This window comes from Agrobacterium bohemicum (genome assembly GCF_001562555.1).
Lineage (GTDB): Bacteria > Pseudomonadota > Alphaproteobacteria > Rhizobiales > Rhizobiaceae > Agrobacterium > Agrobacterium bohemicum.
On the sequence record NZ_KQ961029.1, the window covers coordinates 211,277 to 228,880 of the forward strand.

Sequence of the window (17,604 nt, forward strand, 5' to 3'; positions counted from 1 at the left end):
TTTTAGCCCATATGAAGTGCAAACGGAATCGTTTGGAGGAGTTACGTGCCATGAAACTTCATGCCGTCTGTATGGGACAAGCCGAAAAACTGCCGGGCAAGAGCTACAAGACCGGAATTTTCAAAGTGCCGGTCACGGGGTCCGTCCTGATTGATGGAGAGGGCATCGTGGGCGATGCAATCTGCAATCGCAAGCACCATGGCGGCGTCGATCAGGCTATCTACATCGAAGGTCTGGAAACCCTCGACTGGTGGGGTGAGATGCTTGGAAAACCTATCGCTCCCGGTACATTCGGCGAAAATCTGGTGATTTCGGATTTGGACAATCGAGACGTCTACATCGGCGACCGCTTAACCATCGGCGAGGTCGTCCTGGAGGTCACATCCGCCCGCATTCCCTGCGCAACCTTCACAGCGCGCATGCAAGACCCGACTTTTGCGAGACGCTACACAAAGGCAGCGCGCCCGGGAATTTATTGTCGGGTCATTTCGGGAGGTGCCGTGACCGCCAGCGACACCGTATCTTACGATCCATTCGAAGGCAGCAAGGTCTCAGTTCCTGAAACGATGGCGACATTCGGAAAACGGCTGAGCGAAGAAACGAGGCAGCGATTCCTCGCCGCCCCGATCCATTACAAGTTAAGACGCGAGCTTGAATCCTACTAGAAAGGCAGCTTCATGCCGGGCGGAATTGGCAAACCAGCTGTCAAGTCACGCGTCTTTTCAGCGGTTATGGCTTCGGCGCGCTGCTTTGCATCATTGTGAGCCGCGACCAGCAGGTCTTCGAGGATTTCGATTTCGTCTTCCTTGAGAAGCGACGGGTCGATTTTCACCCCAAGCAGCGAACCCTTGCCACTCATTTTGACTGTGACGAGACCGCCACCGGAGGTGCCTTCGACTTCAAGTGCAGAAATCTCTTCCTGCATCTTCTCCATCTTGGCCTGCATTTCCTTGACCTTGCCCATCATGCCCATGATGTCACGCATGTCGAAACTCCTGTCTTTTTTTAAAACTCTATGTCGTCGCCGGGAAGGATGTCGCCTTCACTGGATTCTGCGACGGATGGTGGCGCGATGTCTTCGACATCATCAGGCACAGGTGTGCGGATACGGACGTCGGTAATCTTTGCGCCTGGAAACTGCGCCAGAATGGCGGCAACATCGGGGTCCTGCCGGGCGTCGACAAGGCGCGCATCGCGGGCATTGACTTCGGCTTCCACAAGTGTCGCCTGGCCTTGCTCTTTGCTGAGGCTGACCAGCCAGTGAATGCCTGTCCATTCCTTCAGCTTGACGCCGATCTCACCGGGAAGTGAGCCGGGTGCCCCTTCGCCGAGTCGCAGGTCGAGCCGCCCTGGCTCCAACCGCACGACATGGACGAAATTACGGACCTTTGCTTTGAGAATTGGGTCCCGATATTGAGTGCAGAGATCAACGATGTCACTCAAGGAATTGACTGGAATCTTCGGCTCTGGTCGCTCCTCTGGTTGTGGTGCTGCAACCTGCATTTCCTGCGGTCGGCTGTCAGGCACGGCGCGCAGCATCGCAGTTGGCTGTGGCGCGGACTGGCGTTGCGGGGAGGATTGAGCAGTCGCCACAGCTTGCGTCGATGAGTAGGCGCGCGAACCGCCGCCATTGCCGACACTGCCTGACGGCGCTCCATTTGTTGCACCGCTATCGCCATTGGAGAGCTCCAGCAGGCGACGGGCCGCATCTTCCGGCGCGGGCAGATTGGCGGCGTGCGACAGGCGGATCAGCACCATTTCAGCAGCACCAGCTGGGCGCGAAGCGTTCTCCGTTTCCGGGATGCCCTTCAGAAGCATCTGCCATATGCGAGACAGGCTGGAGACTGCGATGGTGTCGGCAAATTCTGCGCCACGGACGCGCTCAATCTCGGAGAGCGATGGGTCGTCTGCGGCATCCGGCACATATTTCATGCGCGTCACGAGATGTGTGAAATCAGCCAGGTCATTCAAGACCACCACCGGATTTGCGCCGGCTTCGTACTGAGCCGTAAACTCTTCCAGAACCGATGCGACATCACCCTTCACCACATGCTGGAAGAGGTCAACGATGCGCGCGCGGTCGGCGAGACCCAGCATACCACGCACGGCGTCGGCCTCCACACGTCCACCGCCATGGGCAATCGCCTGATCCATCAACGATAAGCCGTCGCGGGCAGAGCCTTCGGCAGCGCGGGCGATCATCGCAAGCGCTTGGGCCTCGGCCTCGATGCCTTCCTTGGCAGCAATGGCCGTAAAAAGGCCGACAAGATCAGCCGCGCTGATGCGGCGCAGATCAAACCTCTGGCAGCGGGACAGAACGGTGATCGGGACTTTGCGAATTTCGGTCGTCGCGAATATGAACTTCACGTGCTCTGGCGGCTCTTCAAGAGTCTTCAAAAGACCGTTGAACGCCTGCGTCGAGAGCATATGCACTTCGTCGATGATGTAAACTTTATAACGCGCAGAAACCGGGCGGTAGCGGACCTGCTCGATGATCTCTCTAATGTCATCGATACCGGTGTGGGAAGCCGCGTCCATCTCGATTACGTCAACATGTCGGCCTTCCATGATGGCCTGGCAATGTTCGCCGGGAATGCGCAGATCAATCGTCGGCTTGTCGATTTCGTCGGTCTTGTAGTTCAGCGCACGCGCCAGAATACGGGCTGTTGTCGTCTTGCCCACACCGCGAACGCCGGTCAGCATATAGGCTTGTGCAATACGACCGCTTTCGAACGCATTGGTGAGCGTGCGAACCATCGGCTCCTGGCCAACCATCAGATCGGAAAAATCTTTCGGACGGTATTTGCGCGCCAGAACCCGGTAACCTGTACCCTGCTCTTTGGTCTGGGGCATATTGGTTCCGGTTTCGCTCATCGCCTCGCCAGTGATTGGGTGCTGCCCGTGTCAGGCCGAACTGGCCCGGCGAAACCTGAGCACGTCTTCAAAAAGAAAAGGTGGGAGGCTGGCACGGCGACCCGTGCCTGGCTCGTTAGGGCTGCTTCCTTCCGGACCTGACCCGGTTGGCGAGTGGCTCGTCCACCACCAACCTCCCGAAGGCACATATCGGCAATAATAAAACCAAATGCAAGCCAAGCCGCCAAAAAACTGCTATCACAGCGAAAACAAATTGGGAGGATGCCTTGGACATATTCCGGCTTGACGAGAGACTGGCCCGCGACAGCGTGCTGATTACCAAGCTGGGCCTATGCCAATTGCGCCTTCAAAACGACAAACGCTGGCCATGGCTGGTGCTCGTTCCCCAGCGAAATGGCATGAGTGAGCTGTTTGATCTGACCCCGCTCGATCAGGCAATGCTGACCTTTGAGACTAATCAGGTGGCATCGACGCTAAAAGACTTGACCGGAGCCACGAAAATAAACGTTGGCGCTCTTGGGAACATCGTCCGCCAGCTCCATATCCATATCATCGCTCGCAACGAAGGGGACGAGTGCTGGCCCGGACCTATCTGGGGACAAGGTACACCGATCCCTTATGCGGATGACGACAAACACGATTTTATGAAAAAGCTGGGCGGCGCGCTCTAATGAATTCAAAAAGCATTTTCGACACCAACTCTCCTCACCCAGAACCCAGCAAGCTCACTGCCTTTGCGCAAAACGCTATTGATCGTATGGCCGAGAAACGGACTGAAGAGTGCGTCGTCAATGCCTTAAAGATCGAGGGAACACATTTGCTGGCCTTCGCCGGCAATAAGCTCGTCCTCAAACATGACGATCAGGTTCTCGACCCGCTGTTTGCGGCCTACGAACTGGCTGAACTTAACCCCGACTTCGAGAATGCCATTCTGCTGGGTTACAAGGACAATGGTGAACCGCGCGTTGCCGTTCCCGTGCGGATTGCCGCCGATACACTGGCCAGTCATTACAAGCCGGTCGACGCGCGGACACTGTATCGAGATCAGCTAATTGGCGAAGAACTGCTGGGAGAGGTTGCGCAGGCTGTCAGTCTCATCCAATGGAATGCGGACAATCATTTCTGTGGCCGCTGCGGCGGCGCGATGGAACTGCGCATCGGTGGATACAAACGCATTTGCGCTGCCTGCGGCCATACGATCTTTCCGCGTACCGACCCTGTCGTCATCATGCTAACCATCGATATCGAGCGTGACCTGTGTCTGCTGGGTCGTGGAGCGCACTTTGCACCAGGCATGTACTCCTGCCTTGCCGGTTTCGTCGAACCCGGTGAAACGATCGAAAACGCCGTCCGACGCGAGACGCATGAGGAGGCCCATATCGATGTGGGTCGCGTGCGTTATCACGCGTCACAGCCATGGCCCATGCCGCACACACTGATGATTGGCTGCTTCTCGGAAGCCTTGTCTTTCGACATCACGCGCGATGAGGCAGAGCTGGAAGATTGCCGTTGGTTCACCCGTGATGAAGTGATGGAACTTCTGGAAATGAGCGCGCCCGATGGCCGTACCCCACCCCCGCGCGGTGCCATCGCGCACCGCCTGATGCGCGACTGGATCGAATGGGAGAAACCGGCGGAGTGAGGTTGCGTTGCAGGCTCAGAGATTGTTGAGCTTGCGGCGCATCTCATGGCCCGGATAGACGCCGAAAATACGGACTTTTTCGGAAAAGAATCGCAGCTCTTCCAAAGCGTGACGCACCGGCTCGTCCTCCGGATGGCCTTCGATGTCGGCATAAAACTGCGTCGCCACGAACTTGCCGCCCAACTGATAGCTTTCCAGCTTCGTCATGTTAATGCCGTTCGTCGCAAAACCACCCATGGCCTTGTAGAGGGCTGCTGGAATGTTGCGGACATTGAAGACGAAGGTGGTGACGATTACCTCATCCGCCATTGTCCGCTTCCCCCAGTTTTCATCGCGCGACAGCACGACGAACCGCGTCACGTTGTTTTCCGAATCCTCGACGTTTTCGGCCAGGATATCAAGGCCATACAATTGTGAAGCAAGCCGTGGCGCAAGAGCCGCCATGCTGCGGTCCCCCAACTCGGATACCTGTTTTGCAGCGCCCGCGGTATCGCCAGCGACGATTGGCTTCCAGCCGTTAGAGCGAATGATTTTGCGGCATTGGCCCAGCGCATGGATGTGGCTGTGCACGGTCTTGATTTCATCTTCGCTCACACCTGGCAGCACCATCAACTGAAAGCGGATCGGCATAAAATATTCGCCAATGATGTGCAGACGTGATTCGGGCAGCAGATGATGGATGTCGGCGACGCGGCCTGCCAGCGTGTTTTCAATCGGGATCATGGCGAGATCTGCATCGCCGTTCTCAAGCGCGTTGAAGGCATCTTCAAATGTCGGGCATGGCAGCGGGTCCATGTCGGGAAACACGTCGCGGCATGCCATGTCGGAATTCGCGCCATAGTCGCCTTGAAAGGCAATGCGGTTGCTGCTCATGGGGATCGCCATCAATTCTGTTTGCCTGTAAGGATTTCACGCGCCCTGTCGAGTTGTGCCTGTGTATCGACGCCGAGTGGAACCGACTGGACGATTTCCGCATCGATGCGCATTCCCGATTCCAGCGCGCGCAACTGCTCAAGGCTTTCGCGCAGTTCCAGCGGTGAAGGTTTCAGCGTTACGAATTTTTCAAGGGCTGCGCGGCGGTAGGTGTAAAGCCCGATATGGTGGTAGAGCGGGCCTTGACCATAAGGCGCAGTCGCACGCGTGAAATACAGCGCACGCAACCGCGTATCGGAGATAGGGCTGCCGACGATCTTAACGACACTGGGGTTGGTCTTTTCTTCCTCATCGGTGATCTCTACCGTCAGGGTGGCAATATCTACGGACGCGTTATCCATAGGGCGCAACGACGCACGAATCGTTTCCGGCTCAATGGTCGGCAGGTCACCCTGAACGTTGATGACGAATTCGGCATTGCCGTAAGGATCGGCTTTCTGCAGCGCTTCATAAATACGGTCAGAGCCGGATTGGTGGTCCTGACGGGTCATAGTCACATCGAAACCGGCATTTTTGACGGCTTGGAATACCTGATCATCATCGACTGCGACGACGATACGCTCTGCGCCCGCTTCGCGCGCCCGCATTGCAACCTGAACGACCATGGGGTGGCCTGCAATATCGGCTAACGGCTTGCCTGGCAGGCGGGTCGAAGCCATTCGTGCCGGAATTAGCACGACGGCTTTTTCGAAATACCGATTATTCATCCAACACCCTTCAAATCCCGCAATAAAAGTGGCAATACGTCACCGTGCGGGGAACATATTCAAGTTGCGCAGGCTGTGCAAAAGCCATAGCTTTTGAGCAATTTCAAGATGTCCGTTTGATGCGAACGGTTGTGAGGGAGCGCAAATCAATGAATTCATATGTAAACATGGCGGTCGGAGCCCTTTTGGGCACGATATTCGTCCTTATGTCGGTATCGATAGCGTCGGAAGGTATTTTCCATGCACCGACACCCGAAAAGGAAGGTTTCGCCATTGTTGCAGAGACAAGCGGGGCAGATAGCGGCAGCGGGGAAGCTGCTGCGGTAGCAACGCCTATTGCCACACTTCTGGCAAGTGCCGATGCTGCGAAAGGCGAAACCGTTTTTAAGAAGTGTGTGAGCTGTCACACCGGGGAGAGCGGCGGCCCCAATAAAGTCGGCCCCAACCTTTATGACGTCGTCAACCGCCCCATCGCCAGCCACGCGGGCTTCAGCTATTCGGCAGGCATGAAGGACTTCTCCAAAGGCAGCACCGAGAAGTGGGATTATGACCACCTCAGCTACTTCATCGAAGCACCAAAGAAGCATGTTCCAGGCACCGCCATGGGCTTTGCCGGCATCAAGAAAGAGACAGAGCGCGCTGATTTGATCGCCTATCTTCGCACCCTATCGGCCAATCCGGCACCGTTGCCAGACCCTGCGGCGGCACCTGCCCCCGCACCGGCGGCGACAAACTGATAGACTTCTGGAAAAGCCCGGTTCGCCGGGCTTTTTGCTGAGCACATCGTCTCTAGTCAATTTCCCATCAACACATCGAACAATGTCGTCTGCTTCGGCGCACCCTGCCGTTGCGGCGCATTGCCGCCGATATCAGCGGGTGGAACCGGGCCACCATTCTGTTGCGGAAACTGCTGGGCCGGAATATCGGCCGGCGGATAAGGCGATGTCGAGGCCGTCTGATCAGGGCCGACGGGTGCTGCTGGATAATCCTGCGGTGTGGGCGCTGGCCCGCCACCCAAGGCATTCGAGATAATGTCACCGATCGACTTCGGTGGTGCCCCTGGCGCTTCCGCCATAGGTTGGCCGATCTCTGGTGCGCCATAGGCGCCGAGCCCAAACAACGGAGATGGCGTGAGCCCCGCATGCGCCGCCGTCATGAACTCTTTCCACGCCTTGGCCGGCAGACCGCCGCCCGTGACCTTTTTCATCGACGTGCCATCGTCATTTCCGAACCACACGCCGGTGGTCAACGTACTGGTATAGCCAACGAAAAGTGCGTCACGGAAGGATTGCGTGGTGCCAGACTTTCCAGCCGCTTGCCAACCTTTCAGCCGTGCTGCCTTGCCAGTCCCCTCATTGATAACGCCCACCAGCATGCTGTTCATGGTTGCAGCAATGGCTTCACTCAAAACACGTGGTGGATTGTCGTATTTGTTCTCGTAAAGCACCTTTCCGTCAGGATCAGTGATTCGCTTGACGATATGCGGAGTTGCTTTGAAGCCGCCATTCATCATTGGGGCGTAAGCGGCGGTTAGCTCAAGAAGTGATACTTCCGAAGTACCAAGCGCAATGGAAGCATTGGCTTGAAGGTCTGATTCAATGCCCATGCGGTGAGCGACCTGCGTCACCCTGTCCGGTCCGACTTCCATGACAAGTTGCGCGGCGATGGTGTTCAGCGAATTAGCAATCGCCGTTGCCAGCGTGACTTCGCCACGATATTTCTGGTCGTAATTTTCCGGCGTCCACTTGCCGATTTTGACCGGCGCATCGTTGCGCACAGAATTCGGTGTCAAACCGCTTTCCAGCGCGGCAATATAGACGAAGGGCTTGAACGCGGAACCAGGCTGGCGTTTTGCTTTGGACGCACGGTTGAACTGGCTTTCCGTATAATCCGCTCCGCCGACGATGGCTCTGATAGCACCCGTTCCATCAATGGAGGCAAGTGCTGCCTGCGATGCGCCGAGCTTTTTGCCCTCGCTTTTCAAAACATCGGAGAGGGATTTTTCGGCCTCTTTTTCCAGATCAAGATCAATGGTCGTATCGACAACCAGATCCTGCTTCACGTCGCCCACGAGCATGCGGACTTCTTCGAGCACCATATCGGCGGCATAATGCTCGGCACCAGACCAAAAGCGCTTTGCCTTTGTCGGCGGTTGCGACATTGCCGTCTTGATCTCATCTTCACTGATAAAGCCGACGTCGTGCATGGATTGGAGAACGACCTGCGCACGTTCCTCCGCTGCCTGAGGGTCACGCGCGGGCGAAAGGCGAGACGGCGCTTTCAGCAATCCGGCCAGAAGTGCTGCTTCACCAAGATTGACATCGCGGGCGGACTTGTTGAAGTACCGGCGCGATGCCGCCTCTACCCCGTAAGCATTCGAGCCGAAGTAGACGCGGTTGAGATACATCGCAAGGATCTGGTCCTTGGTATATTTTTGCTCCAGCCAAAAGGAGAGCAACACTTCCTGTATCTTGCGCTCAAGTGTTCTGTCGGGAGAGAGGAACAGGTTTTTCGCAAGCTGCTGCGTCAGGGTTGAGCCACCCTGAACCGTCCTGCCGCTTGTTATATTGGTGACTATGGCGCGGGCAAGACCCAGCGGATCAATGCCGAAATGCGAGTAGAAGCGCCGGTCCTCGATGGCAACCACTGCCTGCGGAAGATAGGGCGACATATCTTCTAGTGCCAGCGCCTCGCCACCTGTCGTGCCACGATTGGCAAGCACGGTGCCGTCTACGGCGACGATTTTCAGATTGGGCGGGCGCTCCGGGATGGTCCAAGTGCTGGCGCTCGGCATGCGCGCACCGTAATAGAGAACAAGACCCGCAACGCCGATTCCGCCCCAGATACCGAGCACGATGCACCAGTAGAAACAGGAGCGGATAAAGCCTGTGATGCCGCCACTGGATCGCGGCTGGTGCTTCGACGGTGTTTTCCTGGAACGTTCGCGCTTCTGGGGCTCGAAGGGATCGGATTGCTTGGGCTTTTTGGCGCCGCCTTTTGTGCCGTTGATCCGGTCGCTCGCATCGAGACGCAAGTCGTCGCCGGATTCGTGAAAATCCCCGAAAGAAGGTTCTACGCGCTGGCCTGACTTGCCATTACCTGCCATCTGCGGGACATCGCTCCATGATTTGGCGGTTTTGTTCCCTGCCCTGTGATCGTCGTTGCATCCGGATGAAGCTTAAATGCGGCGATTTAAGGTGGGGTTAAGGGAGACGAGTTGTCACGTTGCCGTCACTGGCAGACGTCAACCCATTCGGCGCACGTCAACGCGGCCATATAGTCTGGGCTGATACGGACAGCAGCATTGGTAGCACCAGCCGCTGGCACGACCTCGGCATAATTTTTAAGCGAAAAATCACAGTAGATCGGCAATGGCGAAGGCAAACCAAAGGGGCAGACACCGCCGACAGGATGACTGGTGACTTCAAAGACCTCTTCTGCACCCAGCATGCGCGGTTTGGCGCCGAACCGATCTCGGAATTTGCGATTGTCCAACCGCCTGGTTCCAGCCATAACCAGCAGAAGAACGGTCTCCCCCGCCTTCAGGCAAATGGTCTTGGCAATCTGGTCCGGGGCGACATTGTGGGCTTCTGCGGCCTGCGCAACAGTCGCAGAACTCGCTTCGGTCACGACAATGGTGATGTCAGGCGCAACAGACGTGAAGTATTTTCGAACAGATTCAATACTCATGCTCAATGTTTAGGCGTTAACGCGCAAAAGAGCAATACATCTGCTGTTAGTTATGCATTTTGCGCAATGCTGCACTGCAATGTTTTGACTGTTTTTTGGGGAAAATCGTAGTATCTTCAAATCATCGAAGCGACGCACTCCTCCTCCCAGCGTCGCCCGGTTGGACTGGCAACACTCCTCCTCCCAGTTGTCAGTCAGTATCAAGAACCCGGCGCACCTCCTCCCGCGCCGGGTTTTTGCTTTTTTGACTTGGTTCAGTCGACCACCCATATGTCGGTAATCACTGCGAAAATCGACGCGCGCGGATAGAAAAAAGCTTGGTTTAGGCTCGCCAAACCTTGTCGAAGAAACTTGACATATCCGCTGTGCGACATTAATTCTTCGCCATCGATATTTGTTTGACGACCAGAGCTTCGACGTCTTTTTTGAGACGCATACGACGATCTTTCCTTCAAATTCGAGAACACCGCGCTGATTTTCAGTGCAAACGTAATTTGCCAACGGAAGGAACATCGTTATGGCGACTGGTACAGTAAAGTGGTTTAACGCGACTAAGGGCTACGGCTTCATTCAGCCTGACGATGGCGCACAGGACGTATTCGTGCACATTTCTGCTGTTGAGCGCGCTGGCCTGAACGGCCTTAAGGATGGTCAGAAGATCACCTACGAACTCGTTCAGGACCGTCGTTCTGGCAAGATGTCTGCAGACAGCATCGTTGCTGCCTAATTTGGCGTTGTCGGCTGGCACATCGCCAGCTTGATCAAGATTTTGAAAGGCCGGATTTTCCGGCCTTTTTTTATTTGTCCTGTTTCGGCAAGAATGCCCTGTTCAGATATCACCCTTTAGAGTTTTATAAAAAAAGGGAAAGCCGCCTTGTAAACGCCGAGCGCCATACCAATATTAAGTTCACGAGTGTTTCGGTAATTGTCCGATGGACCAATCGATTGCTTCTTGTGCGTTAACCAAAGATTAACCAAAGCAAGGCAATCTGTTTTCCGAAGACGCGAGCGACAGCGAAGTTAGTTGGCGCCGTGCTGAGACACCAAACCGTTTTATGCACTTTGACCACGGATGTACTGGCACTGAAGCAAAAACGGTAGGAAAGGTCGGGCTTGCCCGGCCTTTTTGCTTTTTTAGGGCTTCAAACGTTCACAAATAAAGCGCCGCCGGAATGACCGACGGCGCTTTTTATTATTTACCGCCCAGCGCTGCCAAAATCCGTACCCAGGAACGAATGCCTTTGTGGAAGGATTGCAGGTCGTATTTTTCATTCGGCGAGTGAATGCGGTCGTCGGTCAGTCCAAAGCCGATCATCAATGAGTCCATGCCCAGCATCTTTTGAAAATCACCGACGATCGGGATGGATCCGCCCATACCGATCACGACGGCAGGCTTCGCCCATTCATCCGAAAGCGCGTTCTTTGCTTTCGTCAAAGCCGGCGAATCATAGGAGAGCTGGATGGCCGGTGAGCCGCCATGCTCATGAAAGTCCACCGTGCAATCAGCTGGGATTTTCGAGCGGACATAGGATCGGAAGCTCTCGCGGATTGCAGCCGGGTCCTGCTCCCCCACCAAGCGGAAGGAGACCTTGGCCGACGCTTTGGCCGCAATCACGGTCTTGAAGCCCTCGCCGGTATAGCCACCGATGATGCCGTTGACCTCCGCCGTCGGACGCGCCCAGGTCAACTCGAGAACAGAACGACCTTTTTCCCCTGCTGGAATAGACAGGCCGACTTCACCCAGAAACGACTCAGCGGTGCGCCCCAGATTATCCCACGATGCCTTGATGTTGGCAGGCGTTTCCTCAACACCATCGTAAAATCCGGGAAGCGTCACGCTGCCCGTCTCGTCATGAAGACCAGCGAGTATGTGCGTGAGAATATGGATGGGATTTGCCGCAGCACCACCGAAGAGGCCGGAATGAAGATCGCGGTCAGCGGCAGTGATGACGATCTCTTCTCCGACCAGACCGCGCAAGGCGGCAGCAATAGCCGGCGTCTCGCGATCCCACATGCTAGTGTCGCAGACCAGCGCGTAATCGGCCTTCAATTCACCGGCATTGGCATCAAGGAAAGGTTTCAGCGATGGCGAGCCGGATTCTTCTTCGCCTTCGAACAAAATGGTGATGCGAAGTGGCAGCGAACCGTGCACCTGCTTGTAGGCTCTGCATGCTTCCACGAAGGTCATCAACTGACCCTTGTCGTCAGAGGTTCCGCGACCGGTAATGACCTGTCTGCCTTCACCGATATCCTCGATCGCGGGGTCGAACGGATCGTTGTCCCAAAGCGCAATGGGATCGACGGGCTGCACATCGTAGTGACCGTAAAACAGCACATGCGGCGCATCCGGTGTTACGCCATCATGGTGGGCAACGACCATTGGGTGACCGGGGGTATCACGGATCGAGGCATTGAAACCGAGGCTCGTCAAATCCCGGACCAACCAGTCGGCCGCCTTGCCGCATTCTGCCTTATAGGCCGGGTCCGTCGAAATGGATTTGACACGGACCAGTTCGAAAAGTCGCTCGAGGCTGGAATTGATGTTGTCGTCAACCGCCGAAAGTACGGGGGAAATATCTGTCATTACGCGATCCTGTCATGCAAAGATCAAAACAGGATAGAGCAAAGGCCGCGCGGTTTCGAGCCGGAAATTTACGTTTCGGTTCTGGATGCCTCTATCGTGCGGCTCATATATTCGAGCAGCAATTGCCGCTCGAACTTCAAGAGGGTAGCAAGCATGGCATCATCCGTCGCCTTGGATGCAGAAATAGCCTGCATTTCAAGCTCACGACCCGTTTCCGTCAATTCGATGATCTGGGCACGGCGGTCTTTGGGATGAGGCTTTCGCTGAATAAGGCTATCGCGCTCCATCCTCGCCAAAGTGTTGGCGAGCGTCGCCTGCTCTACATCGACACGATCAAGCAACTGGCGCTGTGTCAGCCCGTCTTCATGCCACAGCTCTAGCAAGATGGGGAACTGACCAGGCGAAAAGCCGAATGTCGCCGCTCGCTTGCTCAGCGCTTTTGAAAACGTTTTTGCAAGCTGGGCGGCGAGGTAGGTCGCCGAATCGTTTCGCGAAAAACGCATCTCATCCCTGCCACTAAGCGGCGATCATATCAGCCGCGTTTATATACCAAGCTATGTAGGGCCGCAGGCTTTCGTGAAACGTGTGATCAGGGCACGCGCATAAAAAAACCGCCATGGCCGGGAGGGACAGCCATGGCGGTTATGTTGAAGGACAAAGGCCCGGAGAGGGGGGATAGGCCTTTGTCCGGTCTGACGCGGCGGGGGACGAGCCAGCTATCAGACTACGGCGTGATCAGTCGCCGTCCCTTACGAAATGAGGCTGCAAATGCGGCTTTTCAAGGGAAGCCAGGATTACAAATTAGTAACGTTCTGGTGAGAGTGAAACGCGCCGATTGGCGCCTGAGAAACGGTGCGTTGCTGCATTCGGCCAGCAACTTTATGTGGACGCCAACCATGGCCCGCGCTATCCATGCTTCCCATGAAAAAAGGCGATCATCTCTTCCTCGTAGACGGCTCCGGGTTCATCTTCCGGGCGTTCCATGCCATTCCTGCGCTCAACCGCAAATCGGATGGATTGCCGGTCAATGCCGTATCCGGTTTTTGCAACATGCTGTGGAAGCTTTTGAAGGATGCGCGCAACACCGATGTGGGTGTCACGCCGACGCATTTTGCGGTGATTTTCGATTATTCATCCAAAACATTCCGCAACGAGCTTTATGATCTCTACAAGGCCAACAGGTCAGCCCCGCCGGAAGATCTGGTGCCGCAATTCGGCTTGATCCGCCACGCCACACGCGCGTTCAATCTGCCCTGCATCGAGACGGAAGGGTTCGAAGCGGACGATATCATTGCGACCTATGCCCGGCAGGCGGAGGCGATCGGCGCGGATGTGACGATCATCTCATCCGACAAGGATCTGATGCAGCTCGTCAGTGCCAACGTTCATATGTATGACGCGATGAAGGACAAGCAGATCGGCGTGCCTGATGTCATCGAAAAATGGGGTGTTGCACCTGAGAAGATGATCGATCTGCAAGCGATGACAGGGGATTCGACCGATAATATTCCAGGCATTCCTGGCATCGGCCCCAAGACCGCGGCGCAGTTGCTGGAGGAATACGGCGATCTCGATACGCTTTTAGCGCGCGCAGGAGAGATCAAGCAGCAGAAACGCCGCGAAAACATAATCGCCAATGCGGAACTAGCGCGTCTCTCACGCCAACTCGTGTCGCTGCGTACGGATGTCCCGCTGGAAATGGCACTCGATGCGCTGACGCTGGAGCCGCAGGACGGGCCGAAGCTGATTGCCTTCCTGAAAGCCATGGAATTCACGACGCTGACCCGACGTGTCGCGGAGGCAACAGGTGCGGATGCTGCCGTTATCGATGCGGCTCATGTGCCAGTGGAGCGCGGTGCGCTCGCCCATGGCCCCGATCTGGATGCTACAAATGCGCCAGCAACGGAACAGACAATGCCGCTCGATGAAAGCGCGGTTGGCAATGCGTCTGCCGTTGCCTCCAAGCTCGAAGGCAGTACGCCGTCTGCACTGGCATCATCTCGTGAGGCCATTTTCTCAGCGGCCAAGATCGACGTCACATCTTACCAGACCATCCGCAGCCTTGATGAACTGGACCGGTGGATTGCGATGGCCCGCGAAAGCGGTGTTGTCGGTTTCGACACGGAAACGACATCGCTCGACCCCATGCAAGCGGAACTCGTTGGCTTCTCACTGGCCGTTGCCGACAATAGCAGGGATGCCAGCGGTGCCAGTATCCGCGCAGCCTATGTGCCGCTCAGTCATAAAACAGGTTCCGGTGGTGATCTCTTCAGCGACGGGATCAAACTGGCACCAGACCAGATACCGTTCAACGACGCGCTTGAACGGTTGAAAGCATTGCTGGAAGACCCTGCCGTTCTCAAGGTCGCACAGAACCTGAAATACGACTATCTGCTGGTCAAGCGCCTCGGCATCACCATTCAAAGCTATGACGACACGATGCTGCTGTCCTACGTGCTGGAAGCGGGTAAAGGTCTGCACGGCATGGACGCTCTATCCGAGCGTTGGCTTGGCCATACGCCAATTGCCTACAAAGACGTGGCGGGTTCCGGCAAATCCGGCGTGACGTTCGATTTCGTCGATATTGACAAGGCCACAGCCTACGCCGCAGAAGACGCCGATGTAACCCTGCGCCTGTGGATGGTGTTGAAGCCTCGCCTAGTAGCCGACAAACTGACATCCGTCTATGAGCGACTGGAGCGCCCGCTTTTGCCGGTGCTTGCGCGCATGGAAGAACGCGGCATCACCGTCGACAGGCAAATTCTATCCCGCCTTTCCGGTGAGTTGGCGCAGAAAGCCGCCGCTTTCGAAGACGAGATTTACGAACTTGCAGGCGAGAAATTCAATGTCGGCTCGCCCAAGCAACTTGGTGATATCCTATTCGGCAAAATGGGATTACCCGGTGGCTCCAAAACCAAGACCGGCCAATGGTCGACCTCTGCTCAAGTGCTGGAGGATCTAGCGGCAGAGGGCGCCCCACTGCCACGCAAGATCGTGGACTGGCGCCAACTGACCAAGCTGAAATCCACCTATACCGATGCCCTGCCCGGTTACGTTCATCCGGAAACGAAGCGGGTGCACACATCCTATTCGCTGGCATCCACCACCACGGGCCGCTTGTCGTCGTCGGAGCCGAATCTGCAGAATATTCCGGTGCGAACGGCAGAGGGCCGCAAGATACGCACGGCGTTCATTTCGACGCCGGGTAACAAGCTTCTATCCGCAGATTACAGCCAGATCGAACTTCGGGTGCTGGCGCATGTGGCTGACATTCCGCAACTCAGAAACGCCTTTGCTGAGGGCATCGACATTCACGCAATGACGGCGTCCGAAATGTTTGGCGTCCCCGTAGAGGGCATGCCATCCGAAGTGCGCCGCCGCGCCAAGGCTATCAACTTCGGCATCATTTACGGCATTTCCGCTTTCGGCCTCGCCAATCAACTCAGCATAGGGCGCTCGGAAGCGGGTGAATACATCAAAAAATATTTCGAGCGCTTCCCCGGCATTCGCGACTATATGGAGAACACCAAGACATATGCCCGAGACAATGGCTACGTCGAAACCATCTTCGGTCGCCGCATCAATTACCCTGAAATAAAGTCGTCCAATCCATCGGTGCGCGCCTTCAACGAACGCGCTGCGATCAATGCGCCTATTCAGGGCTCTGCCGCCGATATCATCCGTCGTGCCATGATCCGTATAGAACCGGCATTGGGCGAGGCTCGGCTTTCTGCGCGTATGCTTCTGCAGGTGCATGACGAACTTATTTTTGAAGTGGAAGAGGCCGAGATCGACAAGACCTTGCCGGTTGTCGTGTCCATCATGGAAAATGCGGCCATGCCTGCCATCGACATGAAAGTGCCCTTGAAAGTGGATGCGCGCGCAGCCGCCAACTGGGACGAGGCGCACTGACGCGTCCTTGTCATGGAAGTGTCGTTTGCCAGTAGTAAGTGAGGCTACCTCGTTTTAGGGAGCCTTCAACATATGCACGCGCCTGTCGTTTCACCTGAGCTGACTGCGTTTTCCACAGACAAAAGAGAGGCACCACCACGCCACTTAGGAACCCGTTACGATTCGAACGGCGAGTTCCTGCATGAGCCGGGCAATACTGTGGTCTGCCATCTGGCAGAGGGGTCGCGCACGCAAAGTGCGATCATCAAGGCGCGCGAGAAAATCATAGGAATGCCAGAGGCGCACAGCCATCTGGCCTTCACACCGATTTCCAGTCTGCACATGACAGTCTTTCAGGGCGTCATCGAATATCGCCGCGATTGGCCTTATTGGCCGAAGAACATGCCCGGTGATTCCTCAATCGCCCAGATGACAGAATTTTATCAAAAAAAACTTGAGAGCTTTCCAAAGCTTCCGCCCTTTTTCATGCAGGTGACCCATGTCGGCCCTCTCGGCCTCACGCTGAAAGGCGTGACGCCCGAGGACGACCGCATCGTGGCCGCATGGCGCAATGCATTTGCCGATGCCTTCGGTTATCGGCACCCTGACCACGATACCTACGAGTTTCACATCACCTTCGCCTACGTCATGCGCTGGTTCGAACCCGACTGCCTGCCCCCGTGGCAAAGAATGCTGGACGAATGCCTTGAAGAACTGCAGTCTGCTGTTCCGGTTCTGGAAATGCGAGCACCAGCATTCTGTGAATTCAGCGATATGAAGCATTTTGAGGAATTGATCGTTTTCGATCCTGTCTGATAGTCAATGTGGAAATGCTTTGGCGCGGAAACATTGATTGTGATTCGGCCATTCTCGAAAAAATGTGCACCGGGGCTGGTCAAAGCCCAGTGAGGCATGTATAAGCGCGCCAAAATTCAGATATAGAAACATGTGACATTCGGCCTGGGTCCTGGCTGGTTCCCGTGTTTCGCCGCTTCAGTGGAGTTACACAAAATGGCAGTACCAAAGAGAAAAACAAGCCCGTCCAAGCGCGGCATGCGTCGTTCGGCCGATGGCCTGAAGTCTGCAACTTACGTTGAAGACAAGAACTCCGGCGAACTTCGCCGTCCACACCACATCGACCTGAAGACAGGCATGTACCGTGGTCGTCAGGTTCTGACACCGAAAGAAAGCGCATAATTTCTGCGCAGTCTTTGATTGACGAATAAGCCGACCTTTGGGTCGGCTTTTTTGTTTTATCCAAGTGCACTTCGATCGTGCTTGGA

At 55.8% G+C, this 17,604-nt stretch carries 16 protein-coding genes and 1 other RNA gene; 8 read left to right on the plus strand and 9 right to left on the minus strand.

All coding sequences use genetic code 11. The features are described from left to right. Positions 1-50 precede the first annotated feature (50 nt). Positions 51-665: an MOSC domain-containing protein gene (locus ATO67_RS13210; protein ID WP_067649645.1), complete on the plus strand. Its 615-nt coding sequence runs from the start codon at positions 51-53 to the stop codon at positions 663-665. Here the strand turns inward: ATO67_RS13210 and ATO67_RS13215 are convergent. The 3 genes from ATO67_RS13215 to ffs all read right to left on the minus strand — a co-directional run bounded on the left by ATO67_RS13215 (position 662) and on the right by ffs (position 3,051). Then, a complete protein-coding gene (locus ATO67_RS13215) occupies positions 662-985 on the minus strand; it encodes a YbaB/EbfC family nucleoid-associated protein (protein ID WP_067649648.1) in 324 nt (107 codons plus the stop codon). The genes ATO67_RS13210 and ATO67_RS13215 overlap by 4 nt on opposite strands. Before the next feature lie 20 nt (positions 986-1,005). Beyond that, on the minus strand, positions 1,006-2,853 hold the full coding sequence (locus tag ATO67_RS13220; RefSeq protein WP_245303974.1) for a DNA polymerase III subunit gamma/tau: 1,848 nt from the start codon (positions 2,851-2,853) through the stop codon (positions 1,006-1,008). A gap of 101 nt (positions 2,854-2,954) precedes the next feature. After that, positions 2,955-3,051: signal recognition particle sRNA small type (gene ffs / locus ATO67_RS13225), an RNA gene on the minus strand. Positions 3,052-3,140: 89 nt separating this feature from the next. Between ffs and ATO67_RS13230 the strand changes: the two genes are divergently transcribed. After that, positions 3,141-3,545 carry an HIT domain-containing protein gene (locus tag ATO67_RS13230; protein ID WP_067649881.1) on the plus strand — a complete coding sequence of 135 codons (405 nt, stop codon included), beginning with the start codon at positions 3,141-3,143 and terminating at the stop codon, positions 3,543-3,545. Continuing rightward, positions 3,545-4,516, plus strand: coding sequence for an NAD(+) diphosphatase (gene nudC, locus ATO67_RS13235; RefSeq protein ID WP_067649654.1), 972 nt, complete (start codon positions 3,545-3,547; stop codon positions 4,514-4,516). Before ATO67_RS13230 ends, nudC begins: the two co-directional genes overlap by 1 nt. A 15-nt stretch (positions 4,517-4,531) precedes the next feature. On the opposite strand, the gene ATO67_RS13240 is transcribed toward nudC, so the two are convergent. Together ATO67_RS13240 and ATO67_RS13245 are read right to left on the minus strand one after the other, a co-directional pair. Then, positions 4,532-5,389: a prephenate dehydratase gene (locus ATO67_RS13240; RefSeq protein ID WP_425352209.1), complete on the minus strand. Its 858-nt coding sequence runs from the start codon at positions 5,387-5,389 to the stop codon at positions 4,532-4,534. An 11-nt stretch (positions 5,390-5,400) separates the two neighbouring features. Continuing rightward, positions 5,401-6,156 carry a 3-deoxy-manno-octulosonate cytidylyltransferase gene (locus tag ATO67_RS13245; RefSeq protein ID WP_067649656.1) on the minus strand — a complete coding sequence of 252 codons (756 nt, stop codon included), beginning with the start codon at positions 6,154-6,156 and terminating at the stop codon, positions 5,401-5,403. A 149-nt stretch (positions 6,157-6,305) separates the two neighbouring features. On the opposite strand from ATO67_RS13245, the gene ATO67_RS13250 reads away from it, so the two are divergent. Next, positions 6,306-6,893, plus strand: a complete 588-nt coding sequence (locus tag ATO67_RS13250) for a c-type cytochrome (RefSeq protein ID WP_067649661.1) — start codon at positions 6,306-6,308, stop codon at positions 6,891-6,893. A gap of 56 nt (positions 6,894-6,949) precedes the next feature. Here the strand turns inward: ATO67_RS13250 and ATO67_RS13255 are convergent, their stop codons facing one another. Together ATO67_RS13255 and ATO67_RS13260 are read right to left on the minus strand one after the other, a co-directional pair. Beyond that, entirely contained in the window at positions 6,950-9,262 is a 2,313-nt protein-coding gene (locus ATO67_RS13255) for a transglycosylase domain-containing protein (RefSeq protein ID WP_067649664.1), read from the minus strand. Positions 9,263-9,387: 125 nt separating this feature from the next. Further along, positions 9,388-9,846: a YbaK/EbsC family protein gene (locus tag ATO67_RS13260; protein ID WP_067649667.1), complete on the minus strand. Its 459-nt coding sequence runs from the start codon at positions 9,844-9,846 to the stop codon at positions 9,388-9,390. A 517-nt stretch (positions 9,847-10,363) separates the two neighbouring features. Here ATO67_RS13260 and ATO67_RS13265 point away from each other — a divergent pair. Further along, the gene (locus tag ATO67_RS13265; RefSeq protein WP_045230211.1) at positions 10,364-10,573 is read left to right on the plus strand and encodes a cold-shock protein; all 210 of its coding nucleotides are present in this window, start codon (positions 10,364-10,366) and stop codon (positions 10,571-10,573) included. Positions 10,574-11,038: 465 nt separating this feature from the next. Here the strand turns inward: ATO67_RS13265 and ATO67_RS13270 are convergent, their stop codons facing one another. Both ATO67_RS13270 and ATO67_RS13275 read right to left on the minus strand, forming a co-directional pair. Beyond that, positions 11,039-12,430, minus strand: coding sequence for a M20/M25/M40 family metallo-hydrolase (locus ATO67_RS13270; protein WP_067649670.1), 1,392 nt, complete (start codon positions 12,428-12,430; stop codon positions 11,039-11,041). Positions 12,431-12,498: 68 nt separating this feature from the next. Next, positions 12,499-12,933 carry a MarR family winged helix-turn-helix transcriptional regulator gene (locus ATO67_RS13275; protein WP_067649673.1) on the minus strand — a complete coding sequence of 145 codons (435 nt, stop codon included), beginning with the start codon at positions 12,931-12,933 and terminating at the stop codon, positions 12,499-12,501. A gap of 418 nt (positions 12,934-13,351) precedes the next feature. Here ATO67_RS13275 and polA point away from each other — a divergent pair, with 418 nt between their 5' ends. The 3 genes from polA (at position 13,352) to rpmF (ending at position 17,518) form a co-directional block, all read left to right on the plus strand. Beyond that, positions 13,352-16,342 (plus strand): DNA polymerase I, encoded by a 2,991-nt coding sequence (gene polA / locus ATO67_RS13280; protein ID WP_067649887.1) that lies wholly within the window; start codon positions 13,352-13,354, stop codon positions 16,340-16,342. 72 nt (positions 16,343-16,414) lie between these two features. Beyond that, positions 16,415-17,137 (plus strand): DUF1868 domain-containing protein, encoded by a 723-nt coding sequence (locus ATO67_RS13285; RefSeq protein ID WP_067649676.1) that lies wholly within the window; start codon positions 16,415-16,417, stop codon positions 17,135-17,137. A 195-nt stretch (positions 17,138-17,332) separates the two neighbouring features. Further along, a complete protein-coding gene (gene rpmF / locus ATO67_RS13290) occupies positions 17,333-17,518 on the plus strand; it encodes a 50S ribosomal protein L32 (protein WP_003507205.1) in 186 nt (61 codons plus the stop codon). Positions 17,519-17,604 lie beyond the last annotated feature (86 nt).

What these genes read in the sequence shown, in the direction of transcription:
- ATO67_RS13210 (WP_067649645.1), top strand. Translation starts at nt 51, where the DNA reads ATGAAACTTCATGCCGTCTGTATGGGACAAGCCGAAAAACTGCCGGGC.
- ATO67_RS13215 (WP_067649648.1), bottom strand. Translation starts at nt 985, where the DNA reads ATGCGTGACATCATGGGCATGATGGGCAAGGTCAAGGAAATGCAGGCC.
- ATO67_RS13275 (WP_067649673.1), bottom strand. Translation starts at nt 12,933, where the DNA reads ATGCGTTTTTCGCGAAACGATTCGGCGACCTACCTCGCCGCCCAGCTT.
- rpmF (WP_003507205.1), top strand. Translation starts at nt 17,333, where the DNA reads ATGGCAGTACCAAAGAGAAAAACAAGCCCGTCCAAGCGCGGCATGCGT.
- polA (WP_067649887.1), top strand. Translation starts at nt 13,352, where the DNA reads ATGAAAAAAGGCGATCATCTCTTCCTCGTAGACGGCTCCGGGTTCATC.
- ATO67_RS13255 (WP_067649664.1), bottom strand. Translation starts at nt 9,262, where the DNA reads ATGGCAGGTAATGGCAAGTCAGGCCAGCGCGTAGAACCTTCTTTCGGG.
- ATO67_RS13220 (WP_245303974.1), bottom strand. Translation starts at nt 2,853, where the DNA reads ATGCCCCAGACCAAAGAGCAGGGTACAGGTTACCGGGTTCTGGCGCGC.
- nudC (WP_067649654.1), top strand. Translation starts at nt 3,545, where the DNA reads ATGAATTCAAAAAGCATTTTCGACACCAACTCTCCTCACCCAGAACCC.
- ATO67_RS13250 (WP_067649661.1), top strand. Translation starts at nt 6,306, where the DNA reads ATGAATTCATATGTAAACATGGCGGTCGGAGCCCTTTTGGGCACGATA.
- ATO67_RS13240 (WP_425352209.1), bottom strand. Translation starts at nt 5,389, where the DNA reads ATGAGCAGCAACCGCATTGCCTTTCAAGGCGACTATGGCGCGAATTCC.
- ATO67_RS13270 (WP_067649670.1), bottom strand. Translation starts at nt 12,430, where the DNA reads ATGACAGATATTTCCCCCGTACTTTCGGCGGTTGACGACAACATCAAT.
- ATO67_RS13285 (WP_067649676.1), top strand. Translation starts at nt 16,415, where the DNA reads ATGCACGCGCCTGTCGTTTCACCTGAGCTGACTGCGTTTTCCACAGAC.
- ATO67_RS13260 (WP_067649667.1), bottom strand. Translation starts at nt 9,846, where the DNA reads ATGAGTATTGAATCTGTTCGAAAATACTTCACGTCTGTTGCGCCTGAC.
- ATO67_RS13265 (WP_045230211.1), top strand. Translation starts at nt 10,364, where the DNA reads ATGGCGACTGGTACAGTAAAGTGGTTTAACGCGACTAAGGGCTACGGC.
- ATO67_RS13245 (WP_067649656.1), bottom strand. Translation starts at nt 6,156, where the DNA reads ATGAATAATCGGTATTTCGAAAAAGCCGTCGTGCTAATTCCGGCACGA.